This is a genomic window from uncultured Dokdonia sp., from assembly GCF_937910895.1.
GTDB lineage: Bacteria > Bacteroidota > Bacteroidia > Flavobacteriales > Flavobacteriaceae > Dokdonia.
The window spans coordinates 25,776-43,508 of sequence record NZ_CALEMI010000159.1 but is presented as its reverse complement, the minus strand read 5'-3'; the positions used below and the strand labels follow the sequence as shown (position 1 = coordinate 43,508).

Below are 17,733 nucleotides of genomic sequence, written 5' to 3'. Positions count from 1 at the left end.
AAAAACAACTTAGGGGTTGTTTTTCGATTAATTTTTGTGCATACTTAGCATCTTTTAAAACTACAAAAAAAAACCGAGTCATTCCTTGAAAACACATAATTCTTTTATTAAAGTTCGATACGCAGAGACAGATCAGATGGGCATCGTGCATCATGGTAATTACCCGCAATATCTTGAGATAGCGAGACTTGAATGGCTAGATGGCTTAGGGATTTCCTATAAATCCATGGAAGAAAATGGTGTCTTTTTGCCTGTTTATTCTTTAAACATTATCTACAAGAAATCGGCGCAATTTGATGATTTGCTTACGGTTGCTGTAACCCTACGTAATTTACCTACCGTTCGCATCATTTTTGACTATAAAATTTATAATCAACATGATGAATTGTTAACAACTGCAAGTACAGAATTAATTTTTATGGATGCCAAAAAAAATAGACCTATAAGATGTCCTGCTTATATTCTCGATAAACTACAAGATTAAGTATCTTCTTTTTTGATTTTAACACCGTAGATATTTTTTACAAGTACACTTTTTTGCTTAAAATCTTTCTTTCTAATGGCGAGTGTATACTCGCAGGCAAGTGCTGATTTTTGATCAATAATTCGAATGTTTTGTTCCTTGATGACGCGCATGACTTTATTCATAAGCGCATATTCAAAAGTAATCGTAAACTCAATATCAATAGTTTTTTCTATTATTTTTGCTTCTTCTAGGGCGAGTTGTGCTGCAGTACGATACGCATTAATCAAGCCGCCGACGCCTAGTTTTGTCCCTCCAAAATAACGAACAACCACAACAAGCGTGTTGGTAAGTTCATAGGCTTGTAATTGTCCGTGGATAGGAGCTCCCGCACTATTGGAAGGTTCCCCGTCATCATTGGCTCTATAGCGACTGTAGTCATTTCCAAGCACCCACGCATAACACCAATGACGTGCCTGATGGTGTTGTTTTTTTAAATCTTCAATATATTCTTTGACCTGATCTTCGTCTTCTATTGGAAAGGCATATCCATAAAACTTACTATTCCGATCCTTAAACAGTGCTTCGGGTGATGGTTTTGTAATAGTTTTATAGGTGTCTTTCATTTTTTGCTATTGATTGTATGCGTTGTGAGTACGCTTTCGCGAAAGCATACTATACCTTTTTGCAAACCTGCCTGTTCGGCGCACAGGAACGTAGTATATCTTTTCACGAAAGTGAAACCAATATAATAGAAATCACCGCAAGGGCAATACCAATCCAGTTTTTAAGCTGTAATTTTTCTGTAAATAGCGCAATTCCTAGCAAGGTAGAAATCATTACTATCCCTACATTATTCATGGTAAAAATCGTCGAACTTTCGAAAGCGTCATTTCGTAAGGCTTTTACCAGAAAATACATAGAACCGTAGTTGGGAACTCCTAAGCAAATCCCTGCAAGGATATTTTTGGTACTAAATGTAAAACGCTTTCGTAGGAGTTGACTTCCTATAATAAGGAGCCCTATCATCCCAGCGGTACCAAAAACGGTTGTCAAAAATATAGGGAGATTGCCCGTACTGAGATACTTTTCCTCAATATATTTGATGCTAACATCTATAATTCCACTTCCTAAAAAAACGAGTGCAGGAAAAATAAGGTCTGTTTTTTTAAACGGAATGCCATTTTTAGATTTTACAGAAGCAAGGTAAACCGCTATCAATGCGATGATAATACCGCTTGCTTTTAAGATCCCTAATGACTCCTTGTAATAAAGAATCCCAAAAAGGATAGGAATAACCACACTCATTTTAGTCGCCACGGAAACTACCGAAAGTCCGCTACGCTGAGTAGTGATTGCCATTAGATTAAAAATGAGAATAAATAAAAACCCCAAAGCGACGGCACCCAAAAACCAATCCTGTTGTGGGATAACATCTGTAGTGATTCCGCCTTCAGACAGAAATAGACCTAGAGTGCTCGCTGTCAAATAATTAAAAACAATCGCCTGTAAGGTGTTGATTTTAAAACGTGCAAATAATTTGAACACCACAAAAATCACACAAGACGAGGCAATGCTGAGCAGTAGGTATATCACGAGTGGTTATTTTTGTAGGTGGTAAGTGTATCTCCTTTGAGATCCTGAGATTTAGATAGGCTCTTTTGTTCTTGAGTAAGGACAGGTGCTTTCGTTCCTTTTCCAAACGTAGTGGTTCCTGTAAATACGCGGGCTTCATCCCAAAGATCAGCATCTATAAAACGTTGCAATGTGTTGGCGCCTCCTTCTACGATGACCGATTGTATTCCTTTTTCATAAAGAATACGTCCAATCTCTTTGGGGTCTTTTGATGCGATGACAACGGTTGCTGCTTGCTCATTAAAAACAGCAGCTTCTTTAGGCAAATCTCCTCGTTCGTCAAGCACCACTCGTAGAGGAGAGTTGCCATACCAATCTCTTGTCGTGAGTGATGGATTATCTGCCAATACCGTTTGCGCTCCGACGAGAATCGCTTGCTCTTCACTCCGCCATTTATGCACGAGTTGTCTGGAATACAGATTGGTAATCCAAACGGGTGCTATTTTATCCCTTTCTGTTGGGGCGATAAAACCATCTACCGTTTCTGCCCATTTCAATAAAATATACGGTCGCTTTCTCTCGTGAAACGTAAAGAAGCGTTTATTCACTTCATAACATTTGGATTCCAAAACACCTACCGTTACGTTGATACCCGCCTTCATCAGTTTCTTGATACCACTACCAGCTACTTTTGCATGAGGGTCTATAGTACCGATCACTACTTTTGGAATCCCCGATGCAATCACAAGATCAGCACAAGGCGGTGTTTTGCCATAATGGCTACAAGGTTCTAAGGTCACGTATAGCGTCGCTTTTGCAAGAAGTTCTGGCGTGTGTGCTTGCACATACGTAATCGCATTCACTTCAGCATGATTGCCTCCGTAAGCACTCGTATAGCCTTCGGCAATAATGAGATCATCTACCAAAAGAAGTGCCCCTACAGAAGGATTGGGCATCGCGCTTGGGAGTCCATTTTTCGCTAAATCTATACAACGTTTTATATACTTTTCGTGTATCTTCACACCGCAAAAATAGAACTATAACTTTCGATGAGCAAACCTATTATTCGCCCAATTGAAAAGGCAGACAATGAGCAAGTTGCTGCCGTTATCCGTAAAGTACTTGTAGAATTAGGAGTTCCTAAGGTGGGAACTGCCTATGCAGATACCGCATTAGACCAGATGTATGAAACGTATGATACTCCAAAAGCCCGTTATTTTGTGGTGGAAGATCAAGGTACATTGATTGGCTGTGCAGGCATAGCACAACTTGACAATTATGACGGGAATGTATGCGAACTCCAAAAAATGTATTTTCTCGAAGAAGCCAGAGGGAAGGGTATTGGAGCGCAAATGATGAGCACTTGTCTCGATACGGCTCGTGATTTTGGATATGACCAATGCTATATAGAAACCATGCCGTATATGGAAGCTGCACAAAAACTATATACCCGTACAGGATTTCGCTATATAGACGGTCCGATGGGAGATACAGGACATTTTTCATGTCCCGTACACATGCTTATTGATTTGTAAATCAGTACACTTTCGTGAAAATAAAAGATCTCCGCTCCACTTTTGAAACTCGTTTACGGGATCACTATCCGTTGGAAGAAATTCAAAGTTTCTTTCAAATTGCTATGGATCATTTTCTGAAATATAGCCGAATGGATCTTGTTCTAAGATTAGAAGAAGAACTTGCGGAAGCAACTGTTCAAAATATGCATCGTGTAGTCAGTCGATTAGAAAAACACGAACCCATCCAATACATTATAGGTACCACCGAATTTTACGGATTGCCTTTTAAAGTCACCCCAGACACCTTAATTCCAAGACCAGAAACCGAAGAGTTGGTCGATTGGATTGTTGAAGATGAGAAGGAGCGGGAAGAAGTGAGTGTGGGGAAAGAAAATGAAGAAGAGAGTTCTAGAAGACAGAAAAAAGAGAGAAAAGAAGAGATAAAAGAGAGTGAAGAAAATGGGAATGATCAAAATGATAGCTATCAAAGCAAGCAGAAATTAGTCTCCATTTTAGATATTGGTACAGGTTCAGGGTGTATAGCTGTGAGCCTTGCAAAGCATCTGGCGAATGTGGAGGTGACTGGGTATGATATTTCACAAGACGCATTACAAATCGCTTCAGAAAATGCTGTTGCAAATGAGGTTGCGGTTACTTTTAAACAAGTAGACATCTTACAAGCAGAGAAGCTAGAGCCTTCTTTTGATATTATTGTGTCCAATCCTCCGTATGTACGTGAACTCGAAAAAGAAGAAATACAGTCGAATGTATTGGATCACGAACCACATACGGCTTTATTTGTTTCAAACACAGATCCGTTGATTTTTTACCGTACCATTGGGCAATTGGCTTTTGATAACTTATCAGGAAACGGTTGGTTATTTTTTGAAGTCAATCAGTATCTTGGTAAAGAAACCGTTCAACTCCTTAAAGACATTGGATTTACTAGCGTGCAATTACGTAAGGATATCTTCGGTAATGACCGGATGATCAAGGCTTGTAAGTAAGGCTTTGGGTTTGTTGATATGCATTTTTACAGACTAATTTAATTTTCGCTTTAAGCGAAAAAAAGACAAAGCCATTAGATAATTATAAACATCATTTTTAGATTCTGAAAATAACAAAATAGAGAACTCATGACAACTATAAAATCGATTTGTGTATTCTGCGGAAGCAGTGAAGGCAATGATATCCACATAGAAGAACAAGCCAAAGAATTAGGTGCGTATCTAGCCAACCACGATATCACATTGGTGTATGGTGCGGCGAAGATTGGTGTGATGGGACAGGTGGCACAAGCAAGTTTAGACCATAAAGGAAAAGTGATTGGAGTAATTCCTGAATTTCTAAAGCTTAAAGAAGTGGTTCATCTCGGATTAACGGAGTTAATTACCAACGAGAATATGCACCAACGTAAAATGACCATGCAAGAAATATCTGATGGTTTTATTACACTGCCAGGTGGTTTTGGAACTTTGGAAGAGCTTTTTGAAATCATTACGTGGAGTCAGTTAGGACTGCATCAAAAACCGATAGGCCTCTTAAATATCAATGGTTTTTATGACGATTTACTAAAAATGCTGGAGCACATGGTACGGAGAGGTTTCTTAAAAATGGAAAACTACGAACTCCTCATCGTCGATACGTCTGTGGAGGGACTTATTGCAAAAATGCAAGCCTACACACCACAACCCGTTCCTAAGTGGCTAAAAGGAGATTTGACGTAAAGAAAAGTTTTAAAGCTATTGATTTTGTGTATTTTAGTGATAATTTTGTATGTTTTGCAGACACTCTATTGATGTGCGTCGTTGTAATCTGATTATTCATTATAATAGGCACTTTAGTAGATTAGACCATCTTTTAATAGGGTATATTTGCATTTAAATATTAAAATTAAAGCATTTAAATAGGCATTTTAAAGTGTTTGAATACCTTAAAAAGTATCTCAAAAATTACTACTTTGTGGTTTATAAAAGAATAAAAAAACCTACCAAATAGGTTGCTTTCCTGTATTCCGACAGGCAGGCGCGAAAGCATATAATTAATGACTATAGAACAGCAAATTACATCGCTACGTAAAGAACTTCAGCAACATAATCATAGCTATTATGTGCTAGATAATCCGACTATTTCAGACTTTGAGTTTGATCAAATGCTGAAACAATTACAGGCTTTAGAAGCTGCACATCCCGAATTTGATGATCCTAATTCTCCATCCAGAAGGGTAGGAGGGGATGTTACCAAAAACTTTAATACCGTTGTACACGAGCATCGTATGTACTCTTTGGACAACTCTTATTCAAAACAAGATTTAGAAGATTGGGAAGTTCGCGTAAAAAAGCAAGTCGATGGCGATGTTTCTTATACTTGTGAATTAAAATATGACGGTGCTTCTATAAGTCTTACCTATGAAAATGGCGAATTAAAACAGGCGTTAACCAGAGGCGATGGTTTTCAAGGAGACGACGTGACTACCAATGTAAAAACTATTAAATCGGTACCCTTAAAATTAAAGGGCGATTATCCTCCTAAGTTTGATATACGCGGAGAAATTGTGTTGCCTTGGGATGGTTTTCATAAAATGAATGAAGCCAGAGAAGCAGAAGGGTTAGAGTTATATCGGAATCCTAGAAATACCGCTTCAGGAAGTCTCAAATTACAAGACAGCGCCGAAGTTGCCAAACGACCTTTGGACTGTTTATTATACAATATTACAGGGAATAATTTAGGAATTACCAGTCAGATGGAGAGCTTAGAAAAAGCCAGAGCATGGGGCTTTAAAGTGCCTGATGCGTCTCAACTGACTCACAATATAGATGAAGTATTAACTTTTATCAATCATTGGGATACTGCACGTCATACGTTGCCTTATGAGACGGATGGTGTGGTGGTCAAAGTGAATAGTTTACAACAACAAGAAGAGTTAGGCTATACCGCAAAAGCTCCTCGTTGGGCAATGGCATACAAGTTTAAAGCCGAACAAGTGTCTACCCGCTTACGCGAAATTACCTACCAAGTGGGTCGCACGGGAGCGATTACACCGGTAGCAAACTTAGAGCCTGTAGAACTAGCTGGAACGACGGTAAAAAGAGCGTCTTTACACAATGCAGATCAAATAGCAAAACTAGATATCCGGGAAGGCGATGAGGTTTTTGTAGAAAAAGGAGGAGAAATCATCCCAAAAATCATCGCTGTTGATTTGACTAAAAGACCTGTGTTGTCTCTCCCAACTTCTTATATCACAGAATGTCCAGAATGTGGGACGCCACTGGTGCGTACAGAAGGCGAAGCGCAGCACTATTGTCCGAATGAAGTAGGATGTCCTCCGCAAATTATAGGAAGGATTCAACATTATATTTCGCGTAAAGCATTAGATATAGAAGGACTTGGTGGAGAGACGGTCGCTTTACTCGTAAAAGAAGGCTTAATTAGCAGTTACGCAGATTTATACCTGCTCACGGTCGAGCAATTGTTACCCTTAGAACGAATGGCTCAGAAAAGTGCCGAAAATTTAGTACAAGGTGTACAAGCATCTACGGCAATTCCTTTTGAGCGTGTACTCTTTGGTTTAGGAATTCGCTATGTAGGAGAAACGGTAGCAAAAAAACTTGCCAAGCATTATAAGAGTATAGATACAATTGCTGCTGCTTCAGAAGAAGATCTGGTGAATGTTGACGAAATAGGGATCAAAATTGCAGAAAGTGTGGTGGCTTTTTTCGCGAAAGCGGAAAACAGAGAATTGATAGAACGATTAAAAGCGTATGGAGTTCAACTTGAAATCTCAGCAGAAAAATTAGCAAATCAATCAGATGTATTGCAAGGAAAAACGTTTGTGGTATCTGGTGTTTTTGAAATGCCTCGTAACGAGTTGAAAAAATTAATAGAAGACAATGGCGGAAAGGTATCCAGCTCGATCTCTTCAAAAACGTCCTTTTTGGTAGCTGGAGAAAATATGGGGCCGAGCAAACTAGCAAAAGCAGAAGGATTAGGCATCACCATGATTTCTGAACAAGAATTTTTAAACTTACTTTAATCGAAAATAGATCATACATACACGGGAAAGTGTACAGGACTTTAGCGATTGTAGTGGCCGTACTTTTGATCTTTGCCACTATGGTTTTTGATATAGAGTACACGTTTTTTATTTTATCTACTGTTTGCGTTATTTCTTTTTTTATATCATTACAAAGTTACTGGGGATTTTAATGTATATTTCCTGATCTATTTGGTCTCTGTGACGTTTGCTGAAATAGGATTTATGCTTGGTTTTTCTGAGAATATTAATGTGTTGTCATTTCTCAATCTTGTAAGTCAAATTTGTTTTTTAATTTTGTTAAAACCTATAGTGAAAGTGAAGCTTAAAAGCTTTAGTAATCATAACTTAACAGAACTGATTATAAGCTTTTTGGGATTGAGTTATATTTTAGGATATGTACTTTATTTAGTTTTTCCTTTAATACCAGATTTTACTCTTTTTTTTCCTTCACTAATAGCGTTCTTTATTACTATAATATTATGTACGGGGATTCCATTTTTTAATAAACATCCAGATAATATTATGTTGTGGGGTGTAGGAATAGGTTTGATTGCTGAAATGTGCTGTAGTTTTATTTTTGAGTATGTATCAGACCATAGAGCATACATTGTCATGTCTCATATTTTTGGAGCGTTTTTAGAAATTGTATTTGCTATATATCTTACGCGTATTGAAAGTATTATTGAATTTGATGATAGTAATTATGTATAATAATATGATATAAAATAGCTAGTCTGTTAAGTCCCCTTGATAGGATCGATATGAAATTCTATATGTTTTATGACAGGAAATATAGAAGGGATTGAAGGCGAGGTGGTTGCTTTGTTAGTAAAAGAGGATTTAATGGTGAATTATTCAGATTTATACCTACTTTCGCTCGAGCAATTATTGCAGTTATACAAGAAAAAACGTTTGTGGTATCTGGCGTTTTTGAAATGTCTCGTAACGAGTTGAAAAATTAATAGAAGATAATGGCGGGAAGGTACCCAGCTCGATCTCTCCAAAAACTTCCTTTTTGATAGCAGGAGATAATATGGGGTCGAGTAAACGTGCAAAAGCAGAAGGATTGGGGATTACAATGATTTCTGAACAAGAATTTTTAAAGCTACTATAATCAAAAATCAAAGCTACATACAAGGTAGAATCTACAGGACACTAACCATCGTGGTATCTATACTTTTGGTATTGGCAACGTTACTTTACGACATAGAGTACACATTGGTGCTTTTTCCTTTATTTGCTATTTTTCTGTTTATATATCACTACAAAGCAACAGGGAAATTTTCATTTCCCTTTTTTACATATTTGTTGGTGGCTATGTTTTATGAAATTTTATTTTTATACGATTTTGAAAAGTATATCAATGTCATCTCTTTTCTGCATATAACAAGTCAGTTGTTTTTTTTATGGCTCTTAAAGCCCGTGATTAAGATCAATATAAAAAACTTTAGCACTCATAATGTAACAGAGTTAATTATAGGTTTTTTGGGGATGAGTTATGTTATAGGATATGTGCTCTATTTGATTTTTCCTTTAGTGCCTGATTTAACATTGTTTATACCTTCTGTTATTTCATTTTTATTGATTATCGTTGCGTGTATAGGAATACCTCTTTTTAATAAACATCCAGATAATATTATGTTGTGGGGGATTGGCGGGGGTTTGATTGCAGAAATGGTTTGTGCCTTCACATATCAGTACGTATCAGATCATAGAGCCTATCTAGTGATGGCTCATATTTTTGGAGCCTTTTTAAAGATTATATTTGCTTTATACCTTACACGTATTGATGCTATTAAAGATTTTGATGTAGAAGATGAAGACTACCTTTAGCTATACCAGTAAATTTAATTGGTAAATGATATTATATATTGTAAAACGTGCTGGTGTGTTCTGTGCCAGTTACAGCATCTATATGAAAATCTACACGTCCTAAATTAATACCACCCCAACCTACTTGATTAACGAGAACGACGTTTCCATCTTTATTTTGAGCAATGGTAGGTTTGTCTAAGAATGTATGGGTATGCCCTCCTATAATGAGGTCTATGTTTCTAGTAGCAGCAGCTAACTTAAGATCTGAGATACGCTCTTTAGTATTGTAATCATAGCCAAGGTGGGATAAGCAAATAACAAGGTCACAGGCTTTCTCTTCTTTTAAGATTCGCGTCATATCCTCTGTACGTTCTATAGGATCTAAATACTTGGTCTCTTTAAACTGACGTTGATTGACAAGCCCTTCTAATTCGATACCAATACCAAATACACCAATGCGAATTCCTTCTTTGACAAACACGCGATAGGGTTTTGTAAATCCATCCATCATCGTATTTGTAAAATCATAGTTGGCAGACAGCATTTCAAAAGAAGCATGTGGCATTTGCTGTGCAAGTCCGCCCACACCATTGTCAAAGTCATGGTTTCCAATGGTAGCAGCATCGTACCCTAGCATAGACATGAGTTTAAATTCCAACTCTCCACCATAAAAGTTAAAATAAGGAGTTCCTTGAAAAATATCACCAGCATCTAATAATAAGACGTTTGGATTTTCTTGTCGGATGCTATTAATAAGGGTTAATCGTCTTGCGACACCTCCTTGGTTGGCATAGTTAGGGTCGTTTTCTGCAAAGGGTTCTATGTGGCTATGCACATCATTAGTATGTAAAATAGTAATCTGTTTTTTAGGTGCTAGTGAGGCGGTGCTCATTGCAATACCTCCTAATCCAATAAGGCTTCCTGCAGCTGCGGTTTGTTTTATAAAATGTCTCCGTTTCATATCCTTATTGTTTTATAAATCGATCGTCTCTCACGGGAGCGATCGTATCGTTCTTTTTAAAATAATCTATAAGTACATTACGTATCTTATAATCTAGTGAAAGCAAACTCACAGGCTTACTTAAAAACGTCATATTATCACCTCCTTTTTGTAAATAGTCACTGGTTGCAATAAAATACGTTTCATTATCTATAATCTCTTGTCCTTGGATCAATCCTTTTTGTAGACTTCCATCTTCGTTAAGAATCACTTGCAAGTTTGAGATTGGGTGTGCCGTTCCGTTGGCGAGGTATTGAAATAATTCTTTCATTTGAAAACCGCTCAACTCTACAACGACGACTTCGTTTTCAAAAGGCATCAACTCGTACGCGGTTCTTGTGGTTATAGTTCCTTTATAAAGGGGAGCACGTATGCCTCCATAATTTAAGAGTACGGCATTAAACGGGTAGCCAGTTCTAGCTTCAAAAACAGGATTTGCCAATTCAAAAACAGCATCTGCCATCATATTACCTATAGCCGTATTGTATTTGCTGTCTTTTTTAGATATAGAGGTAGGTATATAAGCAAGGATACCGTCCATTTCTTTATCTACCGAAGCTTTGTATGGAGCCATAAAAGCAGTAATTGTAGCATCTTCTTTTATATTTTGATCTATAGAGACCAATGAGGCATCTACTCTAGAGATGTTATATCGCTCTTGTTTACAGCTTGTAAACGCTATGAGAATTCCACATAAAAGGAGTGTGGATATATTTAGTTTAAGTATCATTATGAAGTTAAATTTAGTCTGTTTTTTAGCTACATTTGCGTAAAAGCTAAGATAAATGTTTTTAAACGGATTAAAGACAAAATCCATTATAAGAAAACTTAAAAACGAGGTTGCAAGTAGAACGTATGTCCCTTCTGGTACGCCTATACGTAGCATTGGTATCTTACAAGAAGAAGCGGTGCCTTTTGATAAAAAAAATAGAGAACAGCTTGCCAAGGTTTTAGGCATCCAAGAAAAAGACATAGAAATTCTTACGTACGTGACAACACTATCCAAGGATCAAAAAGAAGTAGAAGGCACGTATAGTGTAAAATCAATAGGATGGAATGGTATTGCAAAAACGGCTAGCTTAAAAACATTTATAGCAAAAGATTTTGATATATTATTAAGTTATTATACAGAAGACCGACTACCGCTCCGATGGGTATCTGGACTCTCTAAAGCTACATTTAAAGTAGGGCTTATCAAAGAGGAAGAAAGTCTTCACGACCTAGTAATTACAACGGCTACAGGCGAAGAAACCGTATTTATCAATGAATTAGAAAAATATTTACGAATACTTAAAATTTTATAACATGCAATCCTTCCGTGGTACAGGAGTCGCCCTGATTACTCCTTTTAATGAAGATTTGTCTATCGATTTTGATGGACTCACACGACTTATTGAACACAACATAAATCAAGGAACTGATTATCTAGTGGCTTTAGGTACTACTGCCGAGAGTGCTACACTTTCTGAGGAAGAAAAAAAACAAATCAAACAGCATATCGTATCTGTAAATAAAGGACGCTTACCACTCGTTTTAGGTTTGGGAGGAAATCATACCGCAGCTATTGTAGTCGCACTTTCTACAGACGGCGTTTTGGATGGCTTTGATGCAATTCTATCGGTGTCTCCTTATTACAACAGACCTTCGCAAGAAGGGATTTATGCACATTATAAGGCAATTTCAGAGGCATCTTCTCTTCCCATTATTATGTATAACGTGCCTTCGCGCACGGGGAGTAATATGGAAGCGGCAACTACGTTACGTCTCGCCAGCGACTTTAAAAATATTATAGCGATCAAAGAAGCAGCGGGCAACATCACACAAGCCTTACGTTTATTAAAAGATCGACCAGAAGATTTTTTGGTTATTTCGGGTGATGATATGTTGGCATTGCCTATGATTTCTGCAGGAGGTGATGGCGTGATTTCTGTAATAGGACAGGGATTGACACAATCATTTTCAGGAATGATTAGGAATGGGTTAGAGGGCGCTTTCGCGAAAGCGTATACAACACATTATCAAATCATGCCAGGAATAGATCTTATTTTTGAAGAAGGAAATCCAGCAGGAATCAAATCATTATTATCACAATTGAATCTTTGTGAAGATCACGTAAGATTACCTCTTGTGAAAGCCAGCATACCGTTAAGTCAGAAAATAGGTGTCTATCTTAAAACTTATTAAAAAGCGTTAATCTTATGCTAATCCTAGGATAGGAGCGATAAATCCGTTTATTTTTGACGTGTCATATATTGTTTTATTATGTGATAGATTTTTTGTAATTTTGCCTGCTGTTTTAGTCCTATGAAGAATATTTGTGTCCTTTTTGTTTTTGCAATTGTATTTTGCTCATGTTCAACGTATCAAGATGCGCTAAAGTCTGATGATATTAAACTCAAGTATACACTTGCAGATTCTCTATACCAAGGTGGTAGCTATAAAAAAGCATTAAAGTTGTACGAGCAGATTGTTCCTTTGTACAGAGGTCGTCCACAAGCAGAGCGTGTTATGTATGCCTATTCTGATATTTATTATCAATTAGGCGATTATTATTTAGCAGGTTATCAATTTGAACGTTTTGTAAAATCATATCCTCAAAGTACCAAGAGAGAAGAAGCTGCTTTTAAAAGCGCAGAGAGTTATTATCAACTTTCTCCAAGCTATTATCTAGATCAAGCAGATACTTATAAAGCCATGGAGAAGTTGCAAGAATATATCAATGTGTATCCAGATTCAGAAAGACAGGAACAAGCAAATGCCATGGTTAAAGAATTGCAAACAAAATTAGAAAAAAAAGATTTTGAAATTGCAAAGGGATATAACACTATAGGCGCTAGTCGGAATACATTCCCAAATGCTATAAAAGCATTTGATAATTTTATATCTGCATATCCAGGATCTGTTTACAGAGAAGATGCCATGTTCTGGAGATTTGACTCTGCTTATCAATTTGCCGTAGGAAGTCGACTAGACTTAATGACAGAACGATTGATAGAGGCAAAAGAAGCATACGAAGTATTAGAAAAATATTATCCGTCAGGAAAATATACAGAAGAAGTTACTGAGATGATAGAAGATATCAACGAACGACTTCAAGTAGAAGAGACCATAAATTAAACACTTGTAAGATGAATATTAAAGATCTTGATGCACCAGTAAATACAACAACTATAGATAAAAATCTAATAGATGCCCCTACAGATAATGTCTATGAGGCGATTTCTATTATTGCTAAGCGTGCAACACAAATCAATACAGAAATCAAAAAAGAGCTTTCTGATAAGTTAGACGAGTTTGCTACCTTTAATGATAGTCTTGAAGAAATCTTTGAAAACAAAGAACAAATAGAGGTATCTAAATTTTATGAGCGTCTTCCTAAAGCACATGCACTTGCAGTGCAAGAATGGCTAGAAGATCGTATTTATTACAGAGATACAAGTATTTCTGAAGAAGATACAAACGCATAAATTACATATATGTCCATATTACGCGGTAAAAAAGTACTGTTAGGAGTTACCGCTGGCATAGCAGCATATAAAAGCGCCACTTTAGTAAGAGCATTTATTAAAGCTGGCGCTTTTGTTCAGGTAGTTATGACAGAAAAAGCAAAAGACTTTGTAACCCCTCTCACATTATCTACCCTTTCAAAAAATCCAGTTCATAGCTCGTTTACAAAGGAAGAAGATGCCAATGCTGTTTGGACCAATCATGTAGAACTAGGGTTATGGGCAGATTTGATGGTGATCGCCCCAGCTACTGCAAATACACTATCAAAAATGTCGCAAGGAACTTGTGATAACTTATTACTTGCGACCTATCTTAGTGCAAAATGTCCTGTATATTTCGCACCCGCAATGGATTTGGATATGTACATCCACCCTTCATCCACAGAAAATTTTCAAAAGCTTACTTCATACGGAAATATTATGATCGAAGCCACCAGTGGCGAATTAGCTAGCGGGCTTATAGGTCAGGGAAGAATGGCAGAGCCAGAAGATATCGTACGTTTTATAGAAAATACTATGCAAGAAAAATTACCGCTTAGAGGGAAACGTGTAATCATAACAGCGGGACCAACGTATGAAGCTATAGATCCTGTACGTTTTATAGGAAATCACAGTAGCGGTACGATGGGAGCAGAGCTCGCATTACGCGCTGCCGATCTAGGTGCCTCTGTCGATTTGATTTTAGGACCTAGTGCCTTAAAGGTACAACACGACTTGGTTACTGTCCACGATGTCGTTTCTGGAGAAGAGATGTACGAGGCAGTACATAAAGTATATGAGCAATGCGATATTGCGATTGCCGCTGCCGCTGTAGCAGATTATAAACCAGCACAAGTCGCTGTCGAAAAAATTAAAAAGAACGACGATACCTTTACGATTCATCTTGTAAAGACCAAAGATATTCTCGCCTCTATGGGGGAGAAAAAGAAAGGACAGTTTCTTGTAGGCTTTGCGCTGGAAACGGAAAATGAGCAAGAAAACGCACTAAAAAAATTGAAAAAGAAGAATTTAGACGCAATTGTTTTAAATTCGCTTAGAGATAAAGGAGCTGGCTTTAAGACCAAAACCAATAAAATTACGTTTATAGACAAAAATGGATCGCCTACTTCTTATGATTTGAAATCAAAAAAGGAAGTGGCAGCAGATATTTTTGATCAGATACTTATAAAAACAACATGAGAACACTTATCGCAATCTTTGTAATTTTATGCACATTATCACTTCAAGCACAAGAATTAAATGCTGTGGTGATTATTAATGCAGAACAAACAGGAAAAGCAGAGCTTCAAGTATTTAAAACCCTAGAACGTGCACTTACCGAGTTTATCAATAATACAAAGTGGACCGATAAGAAATACAAACAACAAGAACGTATTGATTGTTCGTTTAATATCATCGTTCAAGAAGTGAACTCAGATGCTTTTAAAGCAAGTATTCAAGTGCAATCATCACGTCCTGTATTTAATTCCAATTACAACAGCCCAGTTTTTAACTTTAATGACAGAGACTTTGATTTTGAATATGTAGAGTTCCAACCGCTTATTTTCAATCCTAATACATTTGATTCTAATCTTGTTTCTGTGCTTGCGTATTATGTATATACGATCTTAGGATATGATAGCAATACGTTTACACCAAACGCAGGTGATGATTATTTTCAAACAGCAAAGCAAATTGTAACTACTGCGCAAGGAACTAATAACAGAGGATGGCGACCACAAGATGGACCACAATCACGCTACAGACTCAATGAGGACTTATTATCGCCTAACTTTAGAGACTTTAGCGAGGTACTATATGAGTATCATCGTACGGGTTTAGATATCATGGCAGATGACACCAAAAAAGGAAAGAAAGCTGTGATGGATGCGATTGGTAAAATGAAGGCGATGTATAACAAACGCCCTAATAACTTCTTAAATCGGGTGTTCTTTGACTCCAAAGCAGAAGAGATTGCAGCTATGTTTTCTGGGGGACCACAACTTCCGATTACAGATTTGTTAACCACTTTAAACCGAATTGCACCTACCAAATCTACGTTTTGGAGGCAGATTTCTTTTTAAAACATTATTTTAGTCTTATTTAAAATATTCAATTCTTTAATTTATGAAAATTAAATACTTTCTTTTATTCGCTTTAAGCGTGATTACTTTAAATTCTGTCAATGCACAAAAGGTTAAATTTAAAGGAGATAAGGTTCTTCTAGATGGAGAAGAAGTATTCAAGTTTGATAGAAAAGGTTTAGGAACTGAGATATCTATATTTTCGTTAGAAGATAACGATGAAATTTTATACATGACATCAAACGAAAATGGTACTAGAGGTTATTATAATGATGATTATATAGTAATAAATTTTTTTGAACAAAGAGTTAAATTTGAATCTGAAAAATTAAGTCGTAATTGGAAAAAATTATTGGCTACTATGTTTAAAGAGCAAGTAATAAGTGAGAATGGAATCATAAACCTAGAAAAATTGAATAAGTTTGTCTCTAAATACTCTAGATATTAAATAATTTCATTCCAAACTCGCTAGTTTATCTACACTCCAAGCTTCAGGTTTATCTGAAAACATGGGTTTTGTAGTTGCCCAAACCCCTTTAAACAACTCTGAATGTCTGTAGTTTTCTAAAGCTTCGGCAGAATCCCAATAACTATAGGTGAAGAAGATACGCGTATCATCCTGCCCTCTATACAATTCTAAAAACTGACAGCCTTGAAACGCTCTGATGCTTTCTTTGACCACCTCAAAATTGGTTAAGAAGGTTTCTATTTCGCTTTCGCGAAAGCGCATTTTGACAATTCGTACGAGCATTAATCTTCAAAGTTTATCGTAATCGCATCCCGATAGTCAAGCCCAAAAAGGGTAGCTGCACTTCCTACCGTACTTGGATTACTTTTATAAATAGCAAGTTCTATATAATCACCAGAATTAAAAATCGCCAGTTTTTTGCCCTCTTCTTCTCGCTTGTGTTTTTCTAATGAGAAATTAATGGCATCACTATACGAGGTATGTATTTTAGAAATTTGCGTGCGTCTGGCTTCTATTTTAAAATCACGCCCTTTTCCTACCTTTTCAAACAGTTTACGAGTGATATTACTCACCACATTTCCATAATTATCAACATAAATCACATTTCCGATAATCTGTTTTTGTGATTTATTAACGATAGGTTGGATGCCGGTAAGCGGTTTGATTTCAGAAATAGGCTTCCCGATTACAGCGAGCGTACCTCCTCTTGCAATATGACACGCCGCCTGAACAAAGACGTCTAGTACCGTAAAGTTAGTCGTCACTCTATTATGAATATTAATCTCTACCATTTCTTGAGGAACAATGTCTCTGGTGATGAGCGAGATGATTCCATTATTGGCACAAATAAAATAATGATCTTCTAGTTTGACCGCGATATGATTGGTTTCAGGCGTCAGTTCACTATCTACACCTATAATATGAATACTACCTTTTGGAAAATTTTTGTACGCATTTTGGATAATATACGCCGCTTCTGTGATGTGAAATGGCGATATAGAATGGGTGATATCTACAATACGAATATCACTAAGCTCACTATAAATAGCCCCTTTTACAGCACCCGCGAAGTGATCTTTTTCGCCAAAATCGGTAGTTAATGTGATAATCGCCATAGCTATATGTGAAGGGTAGTCCGCTTTCGCGAAAGCAAAAAAACAACCATCCCCAAATTGTTTATTATTTTTAATAACACGATAACTTTTGAGTAGGTATATACGCTCAAAAATTTCGTACTTTGCTATATAATACCTGTATACTTTGAAAGTACTGTAATAAAATGCCCTTTT

General features: G+C 36.9%; 21 protein-coding genes and 1 pseudogene. 15 read left to right on the top strand and 7 right to left on the bottom strand.

Annotated elements, in window-relative coordinates:
* Window positions 1-85: 85 nt before the first annotated feature.
* Window positions 86-484, top strand: a complete 399-nt coding sequence (locus Q0505_RS19030; RefSeq protein WP_299216423.1) for a thioesterase family protein — start codon at window positions 86-88, stop codon at window positions 482-484.
* Here Q0505_RS19030 and Q0505_RS19025 read toward each other — a convergent pair.
* The 3 genes from Q0505_RS19025 to ribD form a co-directional block, all read right to left on the bottom strand.
* Complete coding sequence (locus Q0505_RS19025; RefSeq protein ID WP_299216420.1) at window positions 481-1,089, bottom strand: YigZ family protein; 609 nt, start codon at window positions 1,087-1,089, stop codon at window positions 481-483. The genes Q0505_RS19030 and Q0505_RS19025 overlap by 4 nt on opposite strands.
* A gap of 103 nt (window positions 1,090-1,192) precedes the next feature.
* Window positions 1,193-2,059: a DMT family transporter gene (locus Q0505_RS19020; RefSeq protein WP_299216417.1), complete on the bottom strand. Its 867-nt coding sequence runs from the start codon at window positions 2,057-2,059 to the stop codon at window positions 1,193-1,195.
* Window positions 2,056-3,060 (bottom strand): bifunctional diaminohydroxyphosphoribosylaminopyrimidine deaminase/5-amino-6-(5-phosphoribosylamino)uracil reductase RibD, encoded by a 1,005-nt coding sequence (gene ribD / locus Q0505_RS19015; protein ID WP_299216414.1) that lies wholly within the window; start codon window positions 3,058-3,060, stop codon window positions 2,056-2,058. Before ribD ends, Q0505_RS19020 begins: the two co-directional genes overlap by 4 nt.
* 27 nt (window positions 3,061-3,087) lie before the next feature.
* On the opposite strand from ribD, the gene Q0505_RS19010 reads away from it, so the two are divergent.
* The 7 genes and pseudogenes from Q0505_RS19010 to Q0505_RS18980 all read left to right on the top strand — a co-directional run bounded on the left by Q0505_RS19010 (window position 3,088) and on the right by Q0505_RS18980 (window position 9,424).
* Complete coding sequence (locus Q0505_RS19010; protein ID WP_299216411.1) at window positions 3,088-3,573, top strand: GNAT family N-acetyltransferase; 486 nt, start codon at window positions 3,088-3,090, stop codon at window positions 3,571-3,573.
* Between the two features lie 14 nt (window positions 3,574-3,587).
* Entirely contained in the window at window positions 3,588-4,562 is a 975-nt protein-coding gene (locus tag Q0505_RS19005; protein ID WP_299216408.1) for a HemK/PrmC family methyltransferase, read from the top strand.
* A 129-nt stretch (window positions 4,563-4,691) separates the two neighbouring features.
* Window positions 4,692-5,282 carry a TIGR00730 family Rossman fold protein gene (locus Q0505_RS19000; RefSeq protein WP_299216405.1) on the top strand — a complete coding sequence of 197 codons (591 nt, stop codon included), beginning with the start codon at window positions 4,692-4,694 and terminating at the stop codon, window positions 5,280-5,282.
* Between the two features lie 317 nt (window positions 5,283-5,599).
* Entirely contained in the window at window positions 5,600-7,588 is a 1,989-nt protein-coding gene (gene ligA, locus Q0505_RS18995) for an NAD-dependent DNA ligase LigA (RefSeq protein ID WP_299216402.1), read from the top strand.
* 201 nt (window positions 7,589-7,789) lie between these two features.
* Window positions 7,790-8,302 (top strand): hypothetical protein, encoded by a 513-nt coding sequence (locus Q0505_RS18990; RefSeq protein ID WP_299216399.1) that lies wholly within the window; start codon window positions 7,790-7,792, stop codon window positions 8,300-8,302.
* A 185-nt stretch (window positions 8,303-8,487) separates the two neighbouring features.
* Window positions 8,488-8,705 (top strand): annotated as a pseudogene (locus Q0505_RS18985) (BRCT domain-containing protein); the annotation flags it as partial.
* Window positions 8,706-8,776: 71 nt separating this feature from the next.
* Window positions 8,777-9,424 carry a hypothetical protein gene (locus Q0505_RS18980; protein WP_299216396.1) on the top strand — a complete coding sequence of 216 codons (648 nt, stop codon included), beginning with the start codon at window positions 8,777-8,779 and terminating at the stop codon, window positions 9,422-9,424.
* Between the two features lie 31 nt (window positions 9,425-9,455).
* On the opposite strand, the gene Q0505_RS18975 is transcribed toward Q0505_RS18980, so the two are convergent.
* Both Q0505_RS18975 and Q0505_RS18970 read right to left on the bottom strand, forming a co-directional pair.
* A complete protein-coding gene (locus Q0505_RS18975; protein ID WP_299216393.1) occupies window positions 9,456-10,367 on the bottom strand; it encodes a metallophosphatase in 912 nt (303 codons plus the stop codon).
* A gap of 4 nt (window positions 10,368-10,371) precedes the next feature.
* Window positions 10,372-11,136 (bottom strand): 5'-nucleotidase, encoded by a 765-nt coding sequence (locus tag Q0505_RS18970; protein ID WP_299216390.1) that lies wholly within the window; start codon window positions 11,134-11,136, stop codon window positions 10,372-10,374.
* 55 nt (window positions 11,137-11,191) lie between these two features.
* Between Q0505_RS18970 and Q0505_RS18965 the strand changes: the two genes are divergently transcribed.
* The 7 genes from Q0505_RS18965 to Q0505_RS18935 all read left to right on the top strand — a co-directional run bounded on the left by Q0505_RS18965 (window position 11,192) and on the right by Q0505_RS18935 (window position 16,423).
* Window positions 11,192-11,710 carry a hypothetical protein gene (locus tag Q0505_RS18965; protein WP_299216388.1) on the top strand — a complete coding sequence of 173 codons (519 nt, stop codon included), beginning with the start codon at window positions 11,192-11,194 and terminating at the stop codon, window positions 11,708-11,710.
* 1 nt (window position 11,711) lies between these two features.
* The gene (dapA, locus tag Q0505_RS18960; RefSeq protein WP_299216385.1) at window positions 11,712-12,590 is read left to right on the top strand and encodes a 4-hydroxy-tetrahydrodipicolinate synthase; all 879 of its coding nucleotides are present in this window, start codon (window positions 11,712-11,714) and stop codon (window positions 12,588-12,590) included.
* 120 nt (window positions 12,591-12,710) lie between these two features.
* Window positions 12,711-13,523 (top strand): outer membrane protein assembly factor BamD, encoded by an 813-nt coding sequence (gene bamD, locus Q0505_RS18955; protein WP_299216382.1) that lies wholly within the window; start codon window positions 12,711-12,713, stop codon window positions 13,521-13,523.
* An 11-nt stretch (window positions 13,524-13,534) separates the two neighbouring features.
* Entirely contained in the window at window positions 13,535-13,873 is a 339-nt protein-coding gene (locus Q0505_RS18950) for a DNA-directed RNA polymerase subunit omega (protein WP_299216379.1), read from the top strand.
* Between the two features lie 9 nt (window positions 13,874-13,882).
* Entirely contained in the window at window positions 13,883-15,091 is a 1,209-nt protein-coding gene (coaBC, locus tag Q0505_RS18945; protein ID WP_299216376.1) for a bifunctional phosphopantothenoylcysteine decarboxylase/phosphopantothenate--cysteine ligase CoaBC, read from the top strand.
* Window positions 15,088-15,975, top strand: coding sequence for a DUF4835 family protein (locus Q0505_RS18940; protein ID WP_299216373.1), 888 nt, complete (start codon window positions 15,088-15,090; stop codon window positions 15,973-15,975). The genes coaBC and Q0505_RS18940 overlap by 4 nt, the downstream gene beginning before the upstream one ends.
* Window positions 15,976-16,018: 43 nt before the next feature.
* Window positions 16,019-16,423, top strand: a complete 405-nt coding sequence (locus tag Q0505_RS18935) for a hypothetical protein (RefSeq protein ID WP_299216370.1) — start codon at window positions 16,019-16,021, stop codon at window positions 16,421-16,423.
* A gap of 6 nt (window positions 16,424-16,429) precedes the next feature.
* On the opposite strand, the gene Q0505_RS18930 is transcribed toward Q0505_RS18935, so the two are convergent.
* Together Q0505_RS18930 and Q0505_RS18925 are read right to left on the bottom strand one after the other, a co-directional pair.
* Entirely contained in the window at window positions 16,430-16,726 is a 297-nt protein-coding gene (locus Q0505_RS18930; protein ID WP_299216367.1) for an antibiotic biosynthesis monooxygenase family protein, read from the bottom strand.
* Window positions 16,726-17,559 (bottom strand): SAM-dependent chlorinase/fluorinase, encoded by an 834-nt coding sequence (locus tag Q0505_RS18925; RefSeq protein ID WP_299216364.1) that lies wholly within the window; start codon window positions 17,557-17,559, stop codon window positions 16,726-16,728. Before Q0505_RS18925 ends, Q0505_RS18930 begins: the two co-directional genes overlap by 1 nt.
* Between the last annotated feature and the right edge of the window lie 174 nt (window positions 17,560-17,733).

Excerpts from the sequence above, each read along its gene's own strand:
- Q0505_RS19025 (WP_299216420.1), bottom strand. The coding sequence starts at position 1,089 with ATGAAAGACACCTATAAAACTATTACAAAACCATCACCCGAAGCACTG.
- Q0505_RS19010 (WP_299216411.1), top strand. The coding sequence starts at position 3,088 with ATGAGCAAACCTATTATTCGCCCAATTGAAAAGGCAGACAATGAGCAA.
- Q0505_RS19000 (WP_299216405.1), top strand. The coding sequence starts at position 4,692 with ATGACAACTATAAAATCGATTTGTGTATTCTGCGGAAGCAGTGAAGGC.
- ligA (WP_299216402.1), top strand. The coding sequence starts at position 5,600 with ATGACTATAGAACAGCAAATTACATCGCTACGTAAAGAACTTCAGCAA.
- Q0505_RS18975 (WP_299216393.1), bottom strand. The coding sequence starts at position 10,367 with ATGAAACGGAGACATTTTATAAAACAAACCGCAGCTGCAGGAAGCCTT.
- Q0505_RS18970 (WP_299216390.1), bottom strand. The coding sequence starts at position 11,136 with ATGATACTTAAACTAAATATATCCACACTCCTTTTATGTGGAATTCTC.
- Q0505_RS18965 (WP_299216388.1), top strand. The coding sequence starts at position 11,192 with ATGTTTTTAAACGGATTAAAGACAAAATCCATTATAAGAAAACTTAAA.
- dapA (WP_299216385.1), top strand. The coding sequence starts at position 11,712 with ATGCAATCCTTCCGTGGTACAGGAGTCGCCCTGATTACTCCTTTTAAT.
- bamD (WP_299216382.1), top strand. The coding sequence starts at position 12,711 with ATGAAGAATATTTGTGTCCTTTTTGTTTTTGCAATTGTATTTTGCTCA.
- Q0505_RS18950 (WP_299216379.1), top strand. The coding sequence starts at position 13,535 with ATGAATATTAAAGATCTTGATGCACCAGTAAATACAACAACTATAGAT.
- coaBC (WP_299216376.1), top strand. The coding sequence starts at position 13,883 with ATGTCCATATTACGCGGTAAAAAAGTACTGTTAGGAGTTACCGCTGGC.
- Q0505_RS18940 (WP_299216373.1), top strand. The coding sequence starts at position 15,088 with ATGAGAACACTTATCGCAATCTTTGTAATTTTATGCACATTATCACTT.
- Q0505_RS18935 (WP_299216370.1), top strand. The coding sequence starts at position 16,019 with ATGAAAATTAAATACTTTCTTTTATTCGCTTTAAGCGTGATTACTTTA.
- Q0505_RS18930 (WP_299216367.1), bottom strand. The coding sequence starts at position 16,726 with ATGCTCGTACGAATTGTCAAAATGCGCTTTCGCGAAAGCGAAATAGAA.
- Q0505_RS18925 (WP_299216364.1), bottom strand. The coding sequence starts at position 17,559 with ATGGCGATTATCACATTAACTACCGATTTTGGCGAAAAAGATCACTTC.